Source organism: Pseudomonas sp. UBA5706 (assembly GCF_002419965.1).
Taxonomy (GTDB): domain Bacteria; phylum Pseudomonadota; class Gammaproteobacteria; order Pseudomonadales; family Pseudomonadaceae; genus Aquipseudomonas.
On sequence record NZ_DIHC01000038.1, the window covers coordinates 61,263 to 76,646 of the forward strand.

16 protein-coding genes are annotated in these 15,384 nt (G+C 60.2%); 10 read left to right on the forward strand and 6 right to left on the reverse strand.

Annotation, left to right across the window (positions count from 1 at the left end):
- Position 1 precedes the first annotated feature (1 nt).
- From B3I26_RS18190 to B3I26_RS18200, 3 genes are all read right to left on the reverse strand, one after another.
- Positions 2-853, reverse strand: a complete 852-nt coding sequence (locus B3I26_RS18190; RefSeq protein WP_296259623.1) for a MaoC/PaaZ C-terminal domain-containing protein — start codon at positions 851-853, stop codon at positions 2-4.
- A 78-nt stretch (positions 854-931) separates the two neighbouring features.
- Complete coding sequence (locus B3I26_RS18195; protein ID WP_296259625.1) at positions 932-1,732, reverse strand: enoyl-CoA hydratase; 801 nt, start codon at positions 1,730-1,732, stop codon at positions 932-934.
- A gap of 13 nt (positions 1,733-1,745) precedes the next feature.
- Positions 1,746-2,615 (reverse strand): MaoC/PaaZ C-terminal domain-containing protein, encoded by an 870-nt coding sequence (locus B3I26_RS18200; RefSeq protein WP_296259627.1) that lies wholly within the window; start codon positions 2,613-2,615, stop codon positions 1,746-1,748.
- A gap of 201 nt (positions 2,616-2,816) precedes the next feature.
- On the opposite strand from B3I26_RS18200, the gene B3I26_RS18205 reads away from it, so the two are divergent.
- The 4 genes from B3I26_RS18205 to folX all read left to right on the forward strand — a co-directional run bounded on the left by B3I26_RS18205 (position 2,817) and on the right by folX (position 5,902).
- Positions 2,817-3,680: an SDR family NAD(P)-dependent oxidoreductase gene (locus tag B3I26_RS18205; protein ID WP_296259628.1), complete on the forward strand. Its 864-nt coding sequence runs from the start codon at positions 2,817-2,819 to the stop codon at positions 3,678-3,680.
- Positions 3,681-3,707: 27 nt separating this feature from the next.
- Positions 3,708-4,895 (forward strand): thiolase C-terminal domain-containing protein, encoded by a 1,188-nt coding sequence (locus tag B3I26_RS18210; RefSeq protein WP_296259630.1) that lies wholly within the window; start codon positions 3,708-3,710, stop codon positions 4,893-4,895.
- Between the two features lie 63 nt (positions 4,896-4,958).
- The gene (gene folE / locus B3I26_RS18215) at positions 4,959-5,525 is read left to right on the forward strand and encodes a GTP cyclohydrolase I FolE (RefSeq protein ID WP_296259632.1); all 567 of its coding nucleotides are present in this window, start codon (positions 4,959-4,961) and stop codon (positions 5,523-5,525) included.
- The gene (folX, locus tag B3I26_RS18220) at positions 5,522-5,902 is read left to right on the forward strand and encodes a dihydroneopterin triphosphate 2'-epimerase (RefSeq protein WP_296259634.1); all 381 of its coding nucleotides are present in this window, start codon (positions 5,522-5,524) and stop codon (positions 5,900-5,902) included. The genes folE and folX overlap by 4 nt, the downstream gene beginning before the upstream one ends.
- A gap of 607 nt (positions 5,903-6,509) precedes the next feature.
- Here the strand turns inward: folX and B3I26_RS18225 are convergent.
- Positions 6,510-7,283, reverse strand: coding sequence for an SDR family NAD(P)-dependent oxidoreductase (locus B3I26_RS18225; protein ID WP_296259636.1), 774 nt, complete (start codon positions 7,281-7,283; stop codon positions 6,510-6,512).
- Positions 7,283-7,666, reverse strand: coding sequence for a Zn-ribbon domain-containing OB-fold protein (locus B3I26_RS18230; protein ID WP_296259637.1), 384 nt, complete (start codon positions 7,664-7,666; stop codon positions 7,283-7,285). Before B3I26_RS18230 ends, B3I26_RS18225 begins: the two co-directional genes overlap by 1 nt.
- 197 nt (positions 7,667-7,863) lie before the next feature.
- Between B3I26_RS18230 and B3I26_RS18235 the strand changes: the two genes are divergently transcribed.
- Positions 7,864-9,126 (forward strand): MFS transporter, encoded by a 1,263-nt coding sequence (locus B3I26_RS18235; protein ID WP_296259638.1) that lies wholly within the window; start codon positions 7,864-7,866, stop codon positions 9,124-9,126.
- 45 nt (positions 9,127-9,171) lie between these two features.
- Here the strand turns inward: B3I26_RS18235 and B3I26_RS18240 are convergent, their stop codons facing one another.
- The gene (locus tag B3I26_RS18240; RefSeq protein WP_296259639.1) at positions 9,172-10,362 is read right to left on the reverse strand and encodes an amidohydrolase family protein; all 1,191 of its coding nucleotides are present in this window, start codon (positions 10,360-10,362) and stop codon (positions 9,172-9,174) included.
- A 135-nt stretch (positions 10,363-10,497) separates the two neighbouring features.
- On the opposite strand from B3I26_RS18240, the gene B3I26_RS18245 reads away from it, so the two are divergent.
- From B3I26_RS18245 to B3I26_RS18265, 5 genes are all read left to right on the forward strand, one after another.
- Positions 10,498-11,232, forward strand: a complete 735-nt coding sequence (locus tag B3I26_RS18245; protein ID WP_296259641.1) for an SDR family NAD(P)-dependent oxidoreductase — start codon at positions 10,498-10,500, stop codon at positions 11,230-11,232.
- Between the two features lie 115 nt (positions 11,233-11,347).
- The gene (locus tag B3I26_RS18250) at positions 11,348-12,445 is read left to right on the forward strand and encodes a phosphotransferase family protein (protein WP_296259643.1); all 1,098 of its coding nucleotides are present in this window, start codon (positions 11,348-11,350) and stop codon (positions 12,443-12,445) included.
- A gap of 36 nt (positions 12,446-12,481) precedes the next feature.
- Positions 12,482-13,780: an acyl-CoA dehydrogenase family protein gene (locus B3I26_RS18255; protein WP_296259644.1), complete on the forward strand. Its 1,299-nt coding sequence runs from the start codon at positions 12,482-12,484 to the stop codon at positions 13,778-13,780.
- A gap of 2 nt (positions 13,781-13,782) precedes the next feature.
- Complete coding sequence (locus B3I26_RS18260; protein ID WP_296259645.1) at positions 13,783-14,532, forward strand: SDR family NAD(P)-dependent oxidoreductase; 750 nt, start codon at positions 13,783-13,785, stop codon at positions 14,530-14,532.
- A gap of 49 nt (positions 14,533-14,581) precedes the next feature.
- Positions 14,582-15,355, forward strand: coding sequence for an SDR family NAD(P)-dependent oxidoreductase (locus tag B3I26_RS18265; protein ID WP_296259647.1), 774 nt, complete (start codon positions 14,582-14,584; stop codon positions 15,353-15,355).
- The last annotated feature ends 29 nt before the right edge of the window (positions 15,356-15,384 follow it).

Genomic DNA, 15,384 nt, shown 5'->3' on the forward strand with positions numbered 1-15,384 from the left:
GCTAATCCGCAACGTCCGGATCAAACTCGGCAACGCCGCTGCTGATCACCGGTTGTTGGCGTTCGACTGCCTGCAACCGAAACACCGCTTGGTTCGGTGCGGTGTGCCAGAGCTCCAGCCGCATCGTTTCGGCGGTGAACATGGGGCCGGCGTAGCGAACGGCGATCATTCGCAGACGCTCCGGGCGATTGGCGCACGTCAGCCACAGCACGCCACGACCGGCCAATCCAAAACTGCCCAGCCCGCGGATCATGATGCCGTTGGTTTCGCGCGTCAGTGCGATGTCTGCCTTGAGCCTGAACGGGGTGTCAGGATCTACCGGTGTGCGAATGTCCTGGGTCGCATCGGGTTCGCGATCCGGAATGGCCGGCAATCGGGGGCGGTTGCTCGGCTGACCACCAAAGCCTCCATTGCCACGCAGCACGGTGGTCACCTCGACGCGAGCCAATAGCTCGCCTTGCAGGTCGCTCAATTCCAAAGTTTGCAGCATTTCGGCACCTTTTTCGGCGCCCTTGTCGAAGATGTCCGCGACTCGCTGGCTGACGGTGACGCCTCCCATGCGGGGTAAGGGACGATGAATGTAGAGGCTCTCCTGCGCATGCACCATTTGCCGCCAGTCGATCCCCGTCGCACCATCCTGCTCCCAGAAGGGGCCGTCGGTTAGCGCCACGGCGGCCATCGGTAAGGCCTGGAACAACGGTCCGGGTTTGAGATAGCAATTATCGGCCTCTATCCAGTTCTCATCGATCCCCGCCCCGAAGCCTTGGGCAAACTCGATGAGGTTCTGTTCATCGTAATGACGAGTGAACGGCTGAAACGGCCACTTGATAAGGTTTTCATAGTCCAGCGGCATGCAGTCTCCCGGTCGGATCTTCGCAAGCGGTTAAGTGAGGTGGCCGCCCGGAGCGAGGGTGACCCATGTGTCGAACGGTCAGGACTGGGCCTTTTTTGCAGCCTCCATCGAGGCGCGCATTCCGGCGGCAGCAAGGTCCAGATGCTCGCGGGTCGATGTGCTCAGGATGTGGGTGTCGAAGTGCGCCATCAACGAGTTGCGGAAACCCATGATGTCGGCTGAGCGGTTGATCGAGCGCTTGAGCATCCGGATGCCAATCGGCGGAGCGAGCGCGATGCGATTGGCCAGGTCCAGGGTGAATTGTTCCAGCTCGGCGCGGGCCACCACATGATTCACCATACCCAGCTCCTTGGCATCGACGGCAGACAGGCGCTGCCCGGTGAACAGGAATTCCTTGGACTTGCGGATGCCCATCACCCACGGGTGCATCAACGCCTCCACCGACGCGGCGGCGAGGCTGTGCGCCACCGGATCGCTGAAGAAAGCGTCATCGGCGGCAACGACCATGTCGCACATGTTGGCGACCATGAAGCCGCCGGCGATGCACGCGCCTTGTACCTGTGCAATGGTCGGTTTAGGGAAGTCCCAGATACGCAGCGCGTTGCCCAGGTAGTGCTCGCTTTCCCAGAGCCAGTGCTGCTCGGGCGAGAAATCACCTCTTTTTTCCATGCCGTCCATCAGGTCGTGGCCAGCGGAGAAATGCTTGCCCCGACCGCCGATGATCACTACGCGAACGGCGTCGTCCTGGCGTGCGACTTCCAGTGCATGGTCAAGCTCGGCCAGCAGGTTTTCGGATTCGGCGTTTGCCTGCGCCGGACGGTTATGACAGATCCGTGCCACTGCACCGATCACTTCGTAGCTGATGTCTTGGTAGTTCATGGTGGTCGTCCGTTCAAGCGTCGAATTCGACGTAGCCGTTGTTGAGGATGATCTGATCGCGTTCAACCGAGCGGGCGCGAAAACACGCTTTGCCCGGACCTATGTTCCATAGTTCGATACGCAAGGTTTCTCCGGGATACATTGGGGATGCGAAGCGCAGGTTAAGCACGCGCAAGCGATGAGGATCGTTCTCACACATCAGCTTGATCATGGCGCGCCCAGCCATTCCATAACTGCTCATGCCATGCAGGATTGGCCTGTCAAAACCGGCGCGACGGGCAAAGTCAGGGTCGATATGCAGCGGGTTGAGATCGCCGGAAAGCCGATAGATGACGGCCTGCTCGGGACGGCTGGAGAGCTCCAGGACCCGGTCTGGCGCGCGGTCGTCGGGCAGGGGATAGGGCTTGGGCGGGTTCGAGGCGGTGCCGCCGAATCCGCCATTGCCGCGCATGAAGGTTGACCAGGAGGAGGTGGCCAGCAGCTCGCGCGTCTGTGCGTCATAGAGCTTGCGCGTCATGTAGAGGACCGCGCCTTTGTCGGCGCCCTTGTCGTAGATTTCATCGACGTTGTCCTGGCCGATCAGCTGGCATCCTGCTGGCAAAGGACGATGAATCGTCAGGTATTGCTCCCCGTGCAATACCTTGGTCAGGTCGATCCCGGCACGGGGGTCGCCCATCCAGAAAGGTCCGCTGGCGAGAATGCTGGCCATGGTCGGCAATGCCTTGAGGCCGTCTTCGTAGACGAACTGCAAATCCTCCGGGGGCAGCGGGTTTTGGGTTGCCGCGCCGACGCCGAGTGCATAAAGAATCACTTCGCGTGCGTCATAGGCATGCCGGGTTTCGGGGAGTCGCCAGTTCTTGATCCGTTGGTAGTCCAGTGGCACCGCCGTGTACTCCTTATCTTTGTTGTGCCGACAGCATCGCTCCGATCTTGATAACTGTCAAACAGTCAGCTAATTGTAGTAGCATCCGTCAAGGCTTGAAGGTCAAGGGTGTCGTGCCTGCCTAAAACAGGGCTATCCGATCATTTTTTACCCGGGGGTCATGAAAATGAATAACAAGATGACAGTTATCGGAGGTGTTGGATGGGGCTGCTGACAGGCAAGGTTGCGATCGTTACGGGGGCGGGTCGAGGTTTGGGCGCGGCCCATGCCAGACGTCTGGCAGAGGAGGGCGCGCTGGTCGTCGTTAATGATCTGGGCCGTGATGAGAACGGCGCGTTCACCGCCGGGCACGTTGCTGCGAGTATCTGCGAAGCGGGCGGTCAGGCGATTGCGCACACTGAGGATATTTCCAGCATGCAGGGGGCAGAGTCACTGCTGCACAGCGCGCTCGATGCGTTCGGGCGTGTCGATATTCTGATCAATAATGCGGGCATTTTGCGTGACAAGTCGTTTGTAAAGCTGGAGGAGAACGACTGGGACGCGGTGCTGAAGGTCAATCTCAAGAGTATGTACGCGGTTACCCGGCCGGTTTTCGCCTGGATGAAGGAAAACGGGGGCGGCGTGATTGTCAATACGTCTTCGCCATCCGGCCTGGTGGGTAACTTCGGGCAAAGCAACTACGCCGCTTCCAAAGCGGGCGCCTGGGGGCTCTCCAATGTCCTTGCAATCGAGGGAGTCAGGTTCGGCATTCGTGTCTGGACGCTGGTGCCAACGGCAGTTTCGGCACTGACGGCGCCGCTGATGGACGCTGAGATGCAGACTCAACTGGCGCCCGAGCATGTCGCTGAGGTGCTTTTGTACATGGTCAGCGAACTCTCGGGTACGCGAACCGGTCACTGCCTGTTCGCGTCCGGGCACAGTGTCCGCGAGCTCAAACTGGTGTCGGCCGAGGGGGTTCCCGGCGCGGGCTTGGATCCTGACTTCAGCGCACAGCGATTGGCGCAGGCCGAGGACAGGCTCTTCCGTGCCGAACCTGCGTTGACCGTCATGGATTTCGCCAAATAAGCACCGGTAAGGTGACTGGAGGTTGCAATGGTTAACAAGACCTTGATCGCGGGTGTAGGCATGGTGAAGTTCACCAAGCCGGGCAAAAGCGAAATGTATGACCGGATGGGCAGTGATGCGGCAGTGCGGGCTCTGCAAGATGCTGGCATTGAGTATTCGCAGGTGCAGCAGGCATTCGCAGCTTTCGTCTCCGGTGATACGTGCTCCGGGCAAACGGCGTTGTACCGCGTCGGCCTGACGTCGATCCCTGTCATCAACGTTAATAACGCCTGCGCCAGCGGCTCCACCGCGCTGTTCCTCGCCCGTCAGGCGGTGGCCAGCGGAGCGGTGGACGTCGCGCTGGCCCTGGGGTTCGAGCAGATGAACCCTGGCCCGTTGGCGGCCAGCGATGCGGCCTTGCGGACCCCGATTACCGTGCGTCTGGACGCGGCCACCGCGAAAATCCGCGGATGGGATGAAAACGCACCGGCGGGTCCTCAGTACTTTGGCGGTGCCGGCGCGCAATACCTGGAGAAGTACAACGTCACTGCGGAGCTTTTTGGCCGTGTTTCGGTGAAGGCGCGCAGCCATGCGCAACGCAACCCGTTTGCGCTGTTCACGGATCCGCTGACCCTGGAGCAAGTGATGCAGTCGCCACAGATCTTTGGTCCCGTCACCCGACTGATGTGCTGTCCGCCGACCTGCGGTGCTGCGGCGGCCGTTGTCGTCTCGGAGGCCTTCGCACGTCAACACGGGCTCAAGAACACGGTGGAAATCGCCGGCATGGCGATGACGACCGACGGTCCGGAAAGTTTCGAGTCCGGCAGCATGATGGACGTGGTCGGGTCGAGCATGACGCGCAAGGCCGCGCAGCAGGCCTATGAGCAGGCCGGAATCGGCCCCGAAGACGTGCAACTGGTGGAACTGCACGACTGTTTCTCGCCCAATGAGGTTCTCAGTTACGAGTCGCTCGGACTGTGCGCCGAAGGGGATGCGCAGCGCTTCGTCATGGACGGCGATAACACCTACGGCGGACGCATCGTCACCAACCCCTCCGGTGGCCTGCTGTCCAAGGGGCATCCGCTGGGGGCGACGGGGCTGGCGCAAATTGCCGAGGTCAGCTGGCACCTGCGGGGGACGGCCGGCGACCGTCAGGTGGAGAATGCGCGTGTGGGCGTGCAGCACAACATCGGGTTGGGCGGGGCCTGTGTCGTGACCGTTCTCAAACGTACCTGACCCGCGCGCCCGAGGGTTTCTGACCGTCGGGCCGCTCACCTACAAGATCGGCAAGGGCTCATCATGCTTGAACACGAATCACTGGCCCGGCGTTACCGGGAAATACTGATCGAGGTCGGCGAAGACCCGTTGCGCGAAGGGCTGCAAGACACGCCGGTGCGAGCGGCCAAGGCGATGCAATACCTGTGCAACGGCTACGGCAAGACCATTGGGGAGGTCGTCAACGGCGCGTTGTTTGCCTCGGACACCGACGAGATGATCATCGTCAAGGACATCGAGCTTTATTCGTTGTGCGAGCATCACCTTCTGCCGTTCATTGGCAAGGCCCATGTCGCTTATATGCCGACCGGCAAAGTGCTGGGACTCTCGAAGGTGGCCCGCATCGTCGATATGTTCGCTCGCCGCCTGCAGATACAGGAAAATCTGACCCGGCAGATCGCCGAAACCCTGCGCGATGTCACTGACGCTGCAGGCGTTGCCACCGTCATTGAAGCCAGGCACATGTGCATGATGATGCGCGGGGTGGAGAAGCAGAACTCGGTGATGACGACGTCCGTGATGCTCGGCACCTTTCGGGAGTCGAGCAGCACACGGCAGGAATTCCTGCAGTTGATCGGGGGTGCTCGATGAGTCCACCTGCTGCTGGCCACGCACGTATTCAAGTGAAAAATCTGCGGCTCAGAACCTGCGTCGGCATCAATGAACAGGAGTTCAACAACCGCCAGGATGTCGTGATCAATTTCACGCTGGATTACGTTGCGCAGGAGGCCATTGAAAATGAGCGCATCGACCAGGCGCTCAATTACCGTTTGTTGACCAAATCGCTCATCCGCCATGTGGAGCGCAATCGTTTCGGCCTGCTGGAACGAATGGCTCAGGAACTCCTGGATTTGCTGATGCACGCCCCGCAAGTGCTAAGTGCAGTGATCGAAGTCGACAAACCTCATGCACTGCGATTCGCCGACTCGGTGTCCGTGACCCTGGCCGCCAGCCGTCCAGCCCGCTAAACCCACAGGCCGAACGCAGCCAGCCAGACCGCAGCTACAGGGCGCTTATCCGTTATCGCCGATGCCATCTGTGCGTCGAGCAGCGGTACGTCAATGTGCTGACCCTCACCCCTGGCATTGCGATGAGCGCCCCGAGCATGCCGATTACCGCATAAAGACCGTCGAAAACGTCCGCCACAGGGACGCCGACACGCGTTCGGGCCGCCGCCGGACTCGCCCTTGCGCTGACCGTTGACCGTTGACCGACCTGACTCAGCCCTCGCCTGAATCAGGTAGTAAGCGGTCGACATAGCGCCCGGTCTGGCCATCACCCTGTGATGGAGCAGTAGATCAGGCGCGGGTTGAACTTGCGCAGGTTCTCCTATCCCAGGCCGTAGCGCGCCAGCGTGGCGGTGCGATAATTTCCAGGGCGACGACGCAGCTCCGCGCCTGTTGCCAGATCAATTCCTGGTCGGGCCGGTCGGTTGAGCGAGGTCGATCGTCACAGAACGCTTAGTGCGATTGGCCGCCTGGCTGTTGGTGGATCCTGATGCGGTTCGCCCCCGGTGCCGCGTCAGTACGCGAACGCCGCGAGCGCTTGCGGTAGGCTGCCGTGCATATTTATTCCTCAGACTGCAATGGTGTAGCCGCCGTTGACGGACAGCACTTGACCGGTGATGTAGGACGCCCCCTCGCTAAGCAGGAAGCAGATCGGCACCGACACCTCTTCAGGCGTGGCGAAGCGACCTAGCGCTATCTGTTGCAGATAGGTTTCGAGGAATTTAGGGTCGTTGCGTACTTTTTCGGTCATCGAGGTCTCCACCATGCCGAAGCACACCGCGTTGGACCTGATTCCATAGCGCGCCCATTCTCTTGCCGCAGTCATCGCCATGCCGAACATTCCCGATTTGGCGGTGGCGTAGTTGATCTGTCCGAGGCTGCCGCGCCGGCCGGCATCCGAAGAAATGAAAACAATCGACCCCGCAGCTCTGTCTCCATTTTTCGCGCGCTGGATCAGGTGCTTGCCGATTGCCTGGGTAAACAGAAATGAGCCTGTGAGGTGGACGTCCATCACTTGTTGCCACTGCTCCAGGGTCATTTTTTCGATCATGGCCGGACGACCGATACCCGCGTTATTGACCAATCCGTGAACAGCTCCGTAACGCGACTCGGCCTGTTCTACGACCTGCTGAGCGAATGCCGGATCGGTCACGCTGCCGGCCAGTGGCAGATAACGCTCTCCCAGCGTGTCGGCGGCGCTTTGCAGCGCGTCGATGTTTAAATCCACAGCTGCAACGTTAGCGCCTTGTTCGATGGCCAGGGTCGCGATGGCGAGGCCGATGCCCTGGCCGGCGCCTGTGACGATAATCGTGCGGCCCTCAAGGGACATTGGGTTGTTCATCAGGATGGCTGCCTCTCGTTGTTGTCAGGGTCGAAAACCACGAAGCGTTGATCGCCCTCGGTAGCGATGCGGGCGCGTACCCGTTGACCGATCTGCACGCTATCGGCGGGCGAAATCTCGACGCGGCTCATCATTCTCGGGCCTTCTGCAAGGTCGATGAGCACTACGTTGTAGGGTTCGGCTGGCGGTTTGGGGCGGATGACGGTGACGGCATAGACAGTGCCGATACCACTGGCAGGGACCCATTCAAGGTCGGTCGCGCCGGTTCCCGGTTCAAGAGTTCGCGGATAAAAGAAGCAGCGCTGGCTGGAGTGGCTGCGTTGCAGCATGAACCGGCCTTGAGCCAGATAGTGCTGAAATTCTGCATCGGGTTGTAGAGACATGCGGCAAGTCCTGACCTGTCATCGATCATATCCTGCCTTCTAGAAAACTGTCGCTATGTTGGCAGTTGTAGTTTTCTTGCACTGAAGTCAGGGGCTTATATAGTGCGTTCTTGTATAATAACTGTTAAACAGTCAGCTTTTAATATGGCGGCAATCGTGCGGTCAGTCAAGAGAGCGCTGCATACAGGAGCTTGCCGATGACTTCTTCTCGTTTCGCCGATTCCCTCTGGGCACCGTTTCGTTTTGCTGCGTTTCGCTGGTTATGGATGGGCGCACTGGCGATGAATCTGTCTATCTGGATGCAAAGCGTGGGTGCGGCGTGGGTGATGGTTTCGCTGACGCCTTCGCCGCTTCCGGTGGCATTGGTTCAGACTGCGATCAGTCTTCCGTCGTTTATTTTTGGCCTGCCGGGCGGGGTGTTTGCCGATATCTTCGATCGTCGGCGATACCTATTGTTGACGCACGCGGGCATGCTCGTCAGCGCCGTGTTGCTGGTGGTGTGGTGTGCCTGCGGCTGGCTCGGGCCGATCTCGCTGCTGGCATTGACGTTCGCCTTCGGCATTGGCTTCGCGATGCAAGGCCCGGCCTGGTACACCAGTCAGGCAGAGGCCGTGCCAGTGGGGTTGGTGACATCGGCCATGGCACTGTCTTCGGTGTCTTATAGCTGCGCCCGTGCCGTTGGCCCGGCGATTGCGGGTGCGCTAGTGAGTTTCTCCGGTGTCATCACCGTGTTTGCAATCTGTGCACTTCTGCTGGCGGGATCGCTGGCAGCGGCCATGACGTTGCGCAGCAAGCCCAAGGATGCGCTCGCTCCTGCGGTAACGCTGCGCGAAGGGCTGATCACCGCGATTCGATACGCACGATCCTCATCGGTCATCCGCGCCCAGACGGCCAGAACGCTGGCGTTCGTGGGGGCCGGCAGCGCACTGTGGGCGCTGCTGCCACTGGTCGCCAGTGAATCGGCCGGCGCCGGCGGCTATGGTGTGTTGCTTGGAAGTATCGGCGTTGGCACCTTGTTCGGCGCGCTGATCATCACGTGGCTGAGAGCGCGCGTGGGCATCAATGGCATGCTGTCTGGCGCTTGCCTGGCTTACGCAGTGGGAACGGTGGTACTTGCCCTGCTCAGTAACACGGTTGCCCAGAGCCTGGCGTTGTTTGTGGCGGGCATTGGCTGGATGCTGATCGGCACCAGCAACCTGGCCGCCATTCAGCTGTCGGTTCCGGCCTGGATCCGGGCACGCTCGGTCGCCATCTACATGCTGGTATTTCAAGGGTCGATGGCTGTTGGCGGGGCTCTATGGGGACTGGTCGCTATCCATGTCGGCGCGCGCAATTCACTTTTGTTGGCCGCTGCCATGACCCTGCTGGCGTTGTGGTTGATGCATTGCCTGGCGATCAAGCCGGTGACGCAGGTGCAGGAGGGTTCGCTGGGAAGTGACAATGAAGTAGCCGAACATTAAAAAGCCCGCGTCAGAAAGCGGGCTCTGTGTCTGCCGATCAATTGATCAATCGCGGTGACCTTCAAGCAGGTTCTTGAGGTTGGTGCTCATGATCAGTTGCGAGTCGACGTCGTTGATATCGGCAATGTCCTTGTAGAAATCAAGTGGATGGCTCAGGCCTTCGGGGTGTGGCCAGTCACTGCCGAACAGAATCCTGTTGGCGCCGATCAAGTCGATGACCTTGGCCACCGGATCCTCGTAGAACGGCGAGACGAATACGTGTTTGCGCAAGGTTTGCACCGGATCCTGTTTGAACGACTTGGGCATCTTCTTGTAGTTATGCGCCAGACGTCCCAGCAGCGGCTCAAGCCAGGATGAGCCGTTTTCCAGCGACGCGACGCGCACATCGGGGAAGCGATCGAATACGCCATGGCAGATCAGCGCCGCGAGGGTGTCGGAAATCGCGCGACCCATCCAGTCCAGCACTTCGCCGAACACATCCTTTTCAAAGGGCCTGAATTCGCCTTTGCCGCCAGCCGTCCACCAGCGGTAGATCTTGTCGTATCCGGAGTCGGATACATGCAGCATGACGAACACCTTCGCTTCGTTGATTCGTGCCCAGAAAGGGTCGAACTCGGCAAAGCCCATGGAGCGGCCACCTTTGTCTCCGGTGACGGGCGCAGGGCGAATCCCCACCGCGCGGGCGCCGGATTTGAGCACGAATTCCAGTTCTTCGACCGCTTTGTCAACGTCGTACAGATTGATCATTGGTACGGGAAACAGTCGATTGTCTCGGGCGAATCCGCAGTCTTCCGAGAGCCAGCGATTAGCTGAATGAAACAGCGCACTGATCGCCTCGGGCTTGTGCTGCAAGCGCTCTTCGATCACCGAGCCAAGGGTTGGAATAAACAGGCCGGCGTGGATCCCTTGCTGGTCCATGACCTTCAGATGCGCTTCACCGCTATAGAACGCTGGATCGGAGGGAATGGGTTCGCCGCCGATTTCGCGCAGCGAAAGCCCTTCGGGATTGTCGCCGCGATACCACTTTTCGTGCGAGCCGGGTGCCGCCACCACATCGAACGTGGGGTTGGGAATGTAGTCGCTGATGATTCCACCGACCGCCAGTTTGGTGCGCCCGTTGATCTGGACGTATTGGAAATCGTTTCGGAAATCCTTCGGCAGATGGCGCAGGAAAGCCTCGGGCGGCTCGTAGAAATGGCGGTCGACATCGTAAATCGGGTAATTGACTGCACTCATGGGAATGCACCTCGTTGGTTTTGTTTTGTATAGCTGACAATATGTCAGCTAATATCATGCGTCAATACACAACTGGTCTTGATCTTACGTTAGATCATGTCCATTTCATGAGTGGCAGAAAAGGAGTAACTGACAGTGAATAATATTTTCCAAGGTCAGCAGGCATTGGTGGTGGGCGGTAGCAGCGGTATTGGGCGTGCGACTGCCATCGCTTTGCGCCACGCTGGATGTGCGGTATTGGCAACCGGCGTGAGCGAAGCCGAGGTCGTCGCCTGTATTGCGGATTCGCGGATGCAAGGCATACAAACGGTGTGCCTGGATCTGGGGGAGGGCTCAGCGGTCGACGCGTTGCTCGGATCGCTGCCGCGGCTGGACATACTGGTCAACGCAGCAGGGGTCGGACGCGGTGCCAGCGAGTTCACGCCAGAAGGCTTTGTGCGCACGTTGGAGATCAACCTCAGCGGGACGATGCGCACGTGTTATGCCGCACGTGAACTGCTCAAGGCCAGTGCCGGGTGCATCGTCAACCTGGCGTCAATGATGAGCTTCTTCGGTAGCCCGACCGCACCGGCCTACGCCGCGAGCAAGGGTGGTGTGGCGCAGTTGTCCAAGAGCCTGGCGGTGGCGTGGGCGGCCGAGGGCATCAGAGTCAACGCCGTAGCACCCGGATGGATCGATACCCCAATGACCCAGGGCCTGCAGGCGGACGAGGGTCGCAACGCCCGAGTGATAGCGCGCTCACCCATGCAGCGCTGGGGCAGGCCCGAGGAGATCGCCGCGGGCATCGTTTTCCTGTGTTCGCCCGCCGCGTCATTCGTCAATGGCGTCGTTCTACCGATCGACGGTGGGTATCTGGCGTGCGGCATTTGAATAAATAAATGACAATAAGTTGTCATTGTGTAGTTCTGATGTCATATTTTCCCGACGCCCTGGCCGGGCGGTGTTGTCCTCACCTTCTGCATAACAACAAAAAGGAAGAACGGCGATGGCTGGCGAACCGCAAACCATGCACCGCTCCACTCATGAGCGGCTACCTGATTTCGACGGGTTGCTCGATTGGTCGCGGCTCGAACCCTGGGTCGAGCTGGCGGGCCTGCCCGGAACAGGGCCCCTCTGCAGCGTCAAGGCGCTGGTCGGTGGTTCACAGAATCACCTGTTTCTCATGGAGCGTCGGGACGCTCGGTTCGTCCTGCGCCGACCGCCGCGCCATTTGCGCGCCAACAGCAATAACACCATGCAGCGTGAAGCCCGTGTACTGGCCGCATTGGCCGGCAGCGCGGTGCCTCATCCCGCATTGCTTGCAGCGTGCTCCGATGAATCGGTGATCGGTGTGAACTTCTTCGTCATGGAGGCGTTGGAAGGTTTTTCTCCGGCAGGGGATCTCCAGGGCCGGTACGCAACGGAGTCGTCGTGGCGTCGACAGATGGGTGAGGCATTTGTTCAGGCGGCGGCAGCGCTGGGCCAGCTGGATTATCAAGCGCTCGGGTTGAGCGATTTTGGCAAGCCGGACAACTGGCATGGACGCCAGGTGGAGCGCTGGCGGTCGCAGCTGGACGGCTATCGCGAAACCCCAGGTTATGACATTGGAGGTCTGGCTCAGGTTGACAATGTCGGGCGCTGGCTCAGCGATAACGTACCCAGCGATGGGCGAATCGGCATCATTCATGGCGATTTCCAGTGGCCGAACGTGATGTTTTCGCTTGAGCAGCCAACGATTTCGGGGCTGATCGACTGGGAGCTGTCCACCCTCGGTGATCCGCTGCTGGATCTGGCCTGGGTGCTGACCTCCTGGCGCGAAGCCGGTGATCCCCAAGGTGGTAAAGGCGCCAATCCTGTCGTGCAGCCGTGGGATGGCTTTATGAGCCGCGCCGAGCTGATTTCGTTGTATGGGCAACTGAGCGGTCGTGACATGACGTCTATGCCGTGGTTCTTCGTTCTGGCCTGCTACAAGCTCGCCTGCCTGCTGGAAGGTACCTATGCCCGATCGCTGGTCGGCAAGGCGCCGGCGCAGATGGGCGAGTACCTCCACGACTATGCCGCGTGGCTCATCCGCAAGTCACATCAGCTGATCAATGCCGCCTGATCGCGGTTACGCAACCTGCTCGGGAGAATAAACACGATGTGGGATTTTTCGACTGACGCCGAGTTTCAGGCGAAGCTGGACTGGATCGATCGTTTCCTGGTCGAGGAAGTAGAAGCACTCGATGTGCTCTATCCGTCCGTCAGCGTGGTGTACGACACCGGGCATGCCAAGTCGAGGGCGATTCTGGCTCCGCTCCAGGAAAAGGTACGTCAGCAACGGTTGTGGGCCTGCCACCTCGATCCTCATCTGGGTGGTCAAGGGTATGGGCAGTTGAAGCTGGCGTTGATGAATGAGCGGCTCGGACGCTCGCTGTGGGCACCCACGGTATTCGGAACGGCTGCCCCGGATACCGGCAACGCAGAGATTCTGGCAATGTTCGGCACCCAGGCTCAAAAATCGCGCTACCTGCAGCCCTTGCTCGACGGCAAGATTGTGTCGAGTTTCTCCATGACCGAACCGCAGGGTGGTGCCGATCCCCGTGTGTTCGCTACGTCAGCCGTCCAAGAGGGCGATCACTGGGTGATCAGCGGCGAGAAATGGTATTCCTCCAATGCGCGTTATGCCGCGTTCGTGCTGGTTCTGGCGGTCACCAATCCCGAAGCTCCGATTCAGCAACGGATGTCGATGTTCATTGTGCCCGCTGAAACGCCGGGGCTTGAGATCGTCCGCAACGTGCCTCACATGGGCGAGCGTATCGAGCAGGACGAAGCCACCGAGGGCTACCTGCGTTACAACCAGGTCCGAGTGCCCCTGGACCACATGCTTGGTGAGCCGGGCGGTGGATTTGCGGTGGCGCAGGCTCGATTGGGCGGAGGCCGGATTCACCACGCCATGCGTACCGTCGGGCAATGCCAGCGAGCACTGGACATGATGTGCGAGCGAGCACTCAGCCGCAGGACTCAGGGCACATTGCTCGCCGAGAAGTCAACGGTGCAGGCGATGCTTGCCGACAGCCAGATCGAACTGGAGCAGTTTCGCCTGCTGGTCATGAAAACCGCCTGGCTGATCGACAACAGCCACGGGGATCCACGCCAGGCACGCGCGCATATCGCCATGGTCAAGGTGGCCATGGCGAAGATTTACCTGGATATCGTACGACGGGGCATTCATCTGCATGGATCGTTGGGCGCGACGTTTGAAACGCCGCTGGCCTACATGTGGCTCAACGTCCCGACCATGGCCTTGGCCGACGGCCCGACCGAAGTGCATCAGATCACGGTCGCGCGCGAGCTGCTGCGCAAGCACAAAGCGACCGAATCGATGTTCACATCCGAGCACCTGCCGCCGAAAATCGCCGCGGCACGGGATCGATATGCCCACATCCTGGAGGACTGAGCATGAGCACCACGGATAGTTTGTTCGACCTGAGCGGCAAAGTGATTCTGGTGACGGGCGGCAGCCGGGGACTGGGTTATCAGATGGTCCGCGCCTTTGCCGAGCATGGCGCCGATGTAATCATCGCCAGTCGCAAGCTGGAGGCGTGTGAAGCGGTTGCCGCGCAGGTGCGACAACTCGGCCGGCGAGCGCTGGCCGTGGCGTGCCATGTCGGCAGGTGGGGCGAAGTCGAACAGCTGGTAAACACGGCCTACGAAACGTTCGACCGAGTCGACGTATTGGTCAATAACGCAGGCATGTCGCCAGCGGTGCCCACCCACGAAGTGACCGAGGAACTGTTCGACAAGGTCATCGGCCTCAACTTCAAGGGGCCTTTCCGGCTCAGTGCGCTGGTGGCCCGGCGCATGGCCGAGGGCGAGGGCGGATCGATCATCAATATCAGCAGCACGGGCGGCCTCAGGCCTGCGCCTCAGATCATTCCCTACGCCGGCGCCAAGGCAGCGTTGAACGCTATGAGTGTGGGGCTGGCCCAGGAATATGGCCCCAAGGTGCGAGTCAACACGATTTCTGCAGGGCCTTTTTTGACCGACATCGCCAAAGCATGGCCAGCGGAGCTGCGCGACCGCTGTGACAATGCGCTGGGCCGGCCCGGGCTTCCGGAGGAAATCGTCACCACCGCGCTCTACCTCGCCAGCCCTCACTCGAGCTACACCACGGCGTCGCTGATCAAGGTCGATGGCGGCCTTGCGTAACGTGTCGTGGGCGCAGTAATCGCATAACAATAAAAAAGAGGAATATGCCATGCAGCTTGCAGGCAGAAACATCATCGTGACAGGAGGCGCTCGGGGAATCGGCGCGGCCGTCGTGAGCGCTTATCTTCGCGAGGGCGCCAGGGTGGCGTCGCTGGATGTACTCGATGAAAACGGTCAGCAGCTTGTCGACGAACTGACGTGCCGATACCCGGGTCAAGCCCGGTATCACCATTGCGATATTGCCGATGCGGATCAGGTCGCCGAAGTCTTCGCCGATGCCACTGGCTGGATGGGTGGGCTGGATGTCATGGCCAACATCGCAGGCGTCGAACGTACTGCACCGGCACAAGATATTGGGCGTGAGCACTGGGACCTGATCTTCGACGTTAACGTGCGCGGAACGTTGCACACCAATCAGGCTGCCTTTGCCCATCTGCGAGCGCGCGGTGGACGAATCATCAATTTTGGATCCGCCGCAGGCATCAGCGGAATGCCGGGCGCCGCGCACTATGCGGCCTCCAAGGGCGCGGTTCTGGCCTGGACCCGCACGGTCGCGCAAGAGTGGGCGGCGCAGCGCATCACCGTAAACGCCGTGGCCCCCATGATCTGGACCCCTATGTACGACGCGCACCGGGCGAAGATGAGCACCGAACAATTGGCGGAGCATGATCGACACCTCGCTTCGATCATTCCGTTAGGGGGCAGGCTGGGCGATGCCGAACGTGACTTGGCGCCGGTCATGGTTTTCCTCGCCAGTGAAGGATCGGGGTTCATCACAGGTCAGACCTTGTGCGTCGATGGCGGCACGGTTGCGGTTCGCTGAACGAATCTTCGAGGCATCGGAAAATGAAT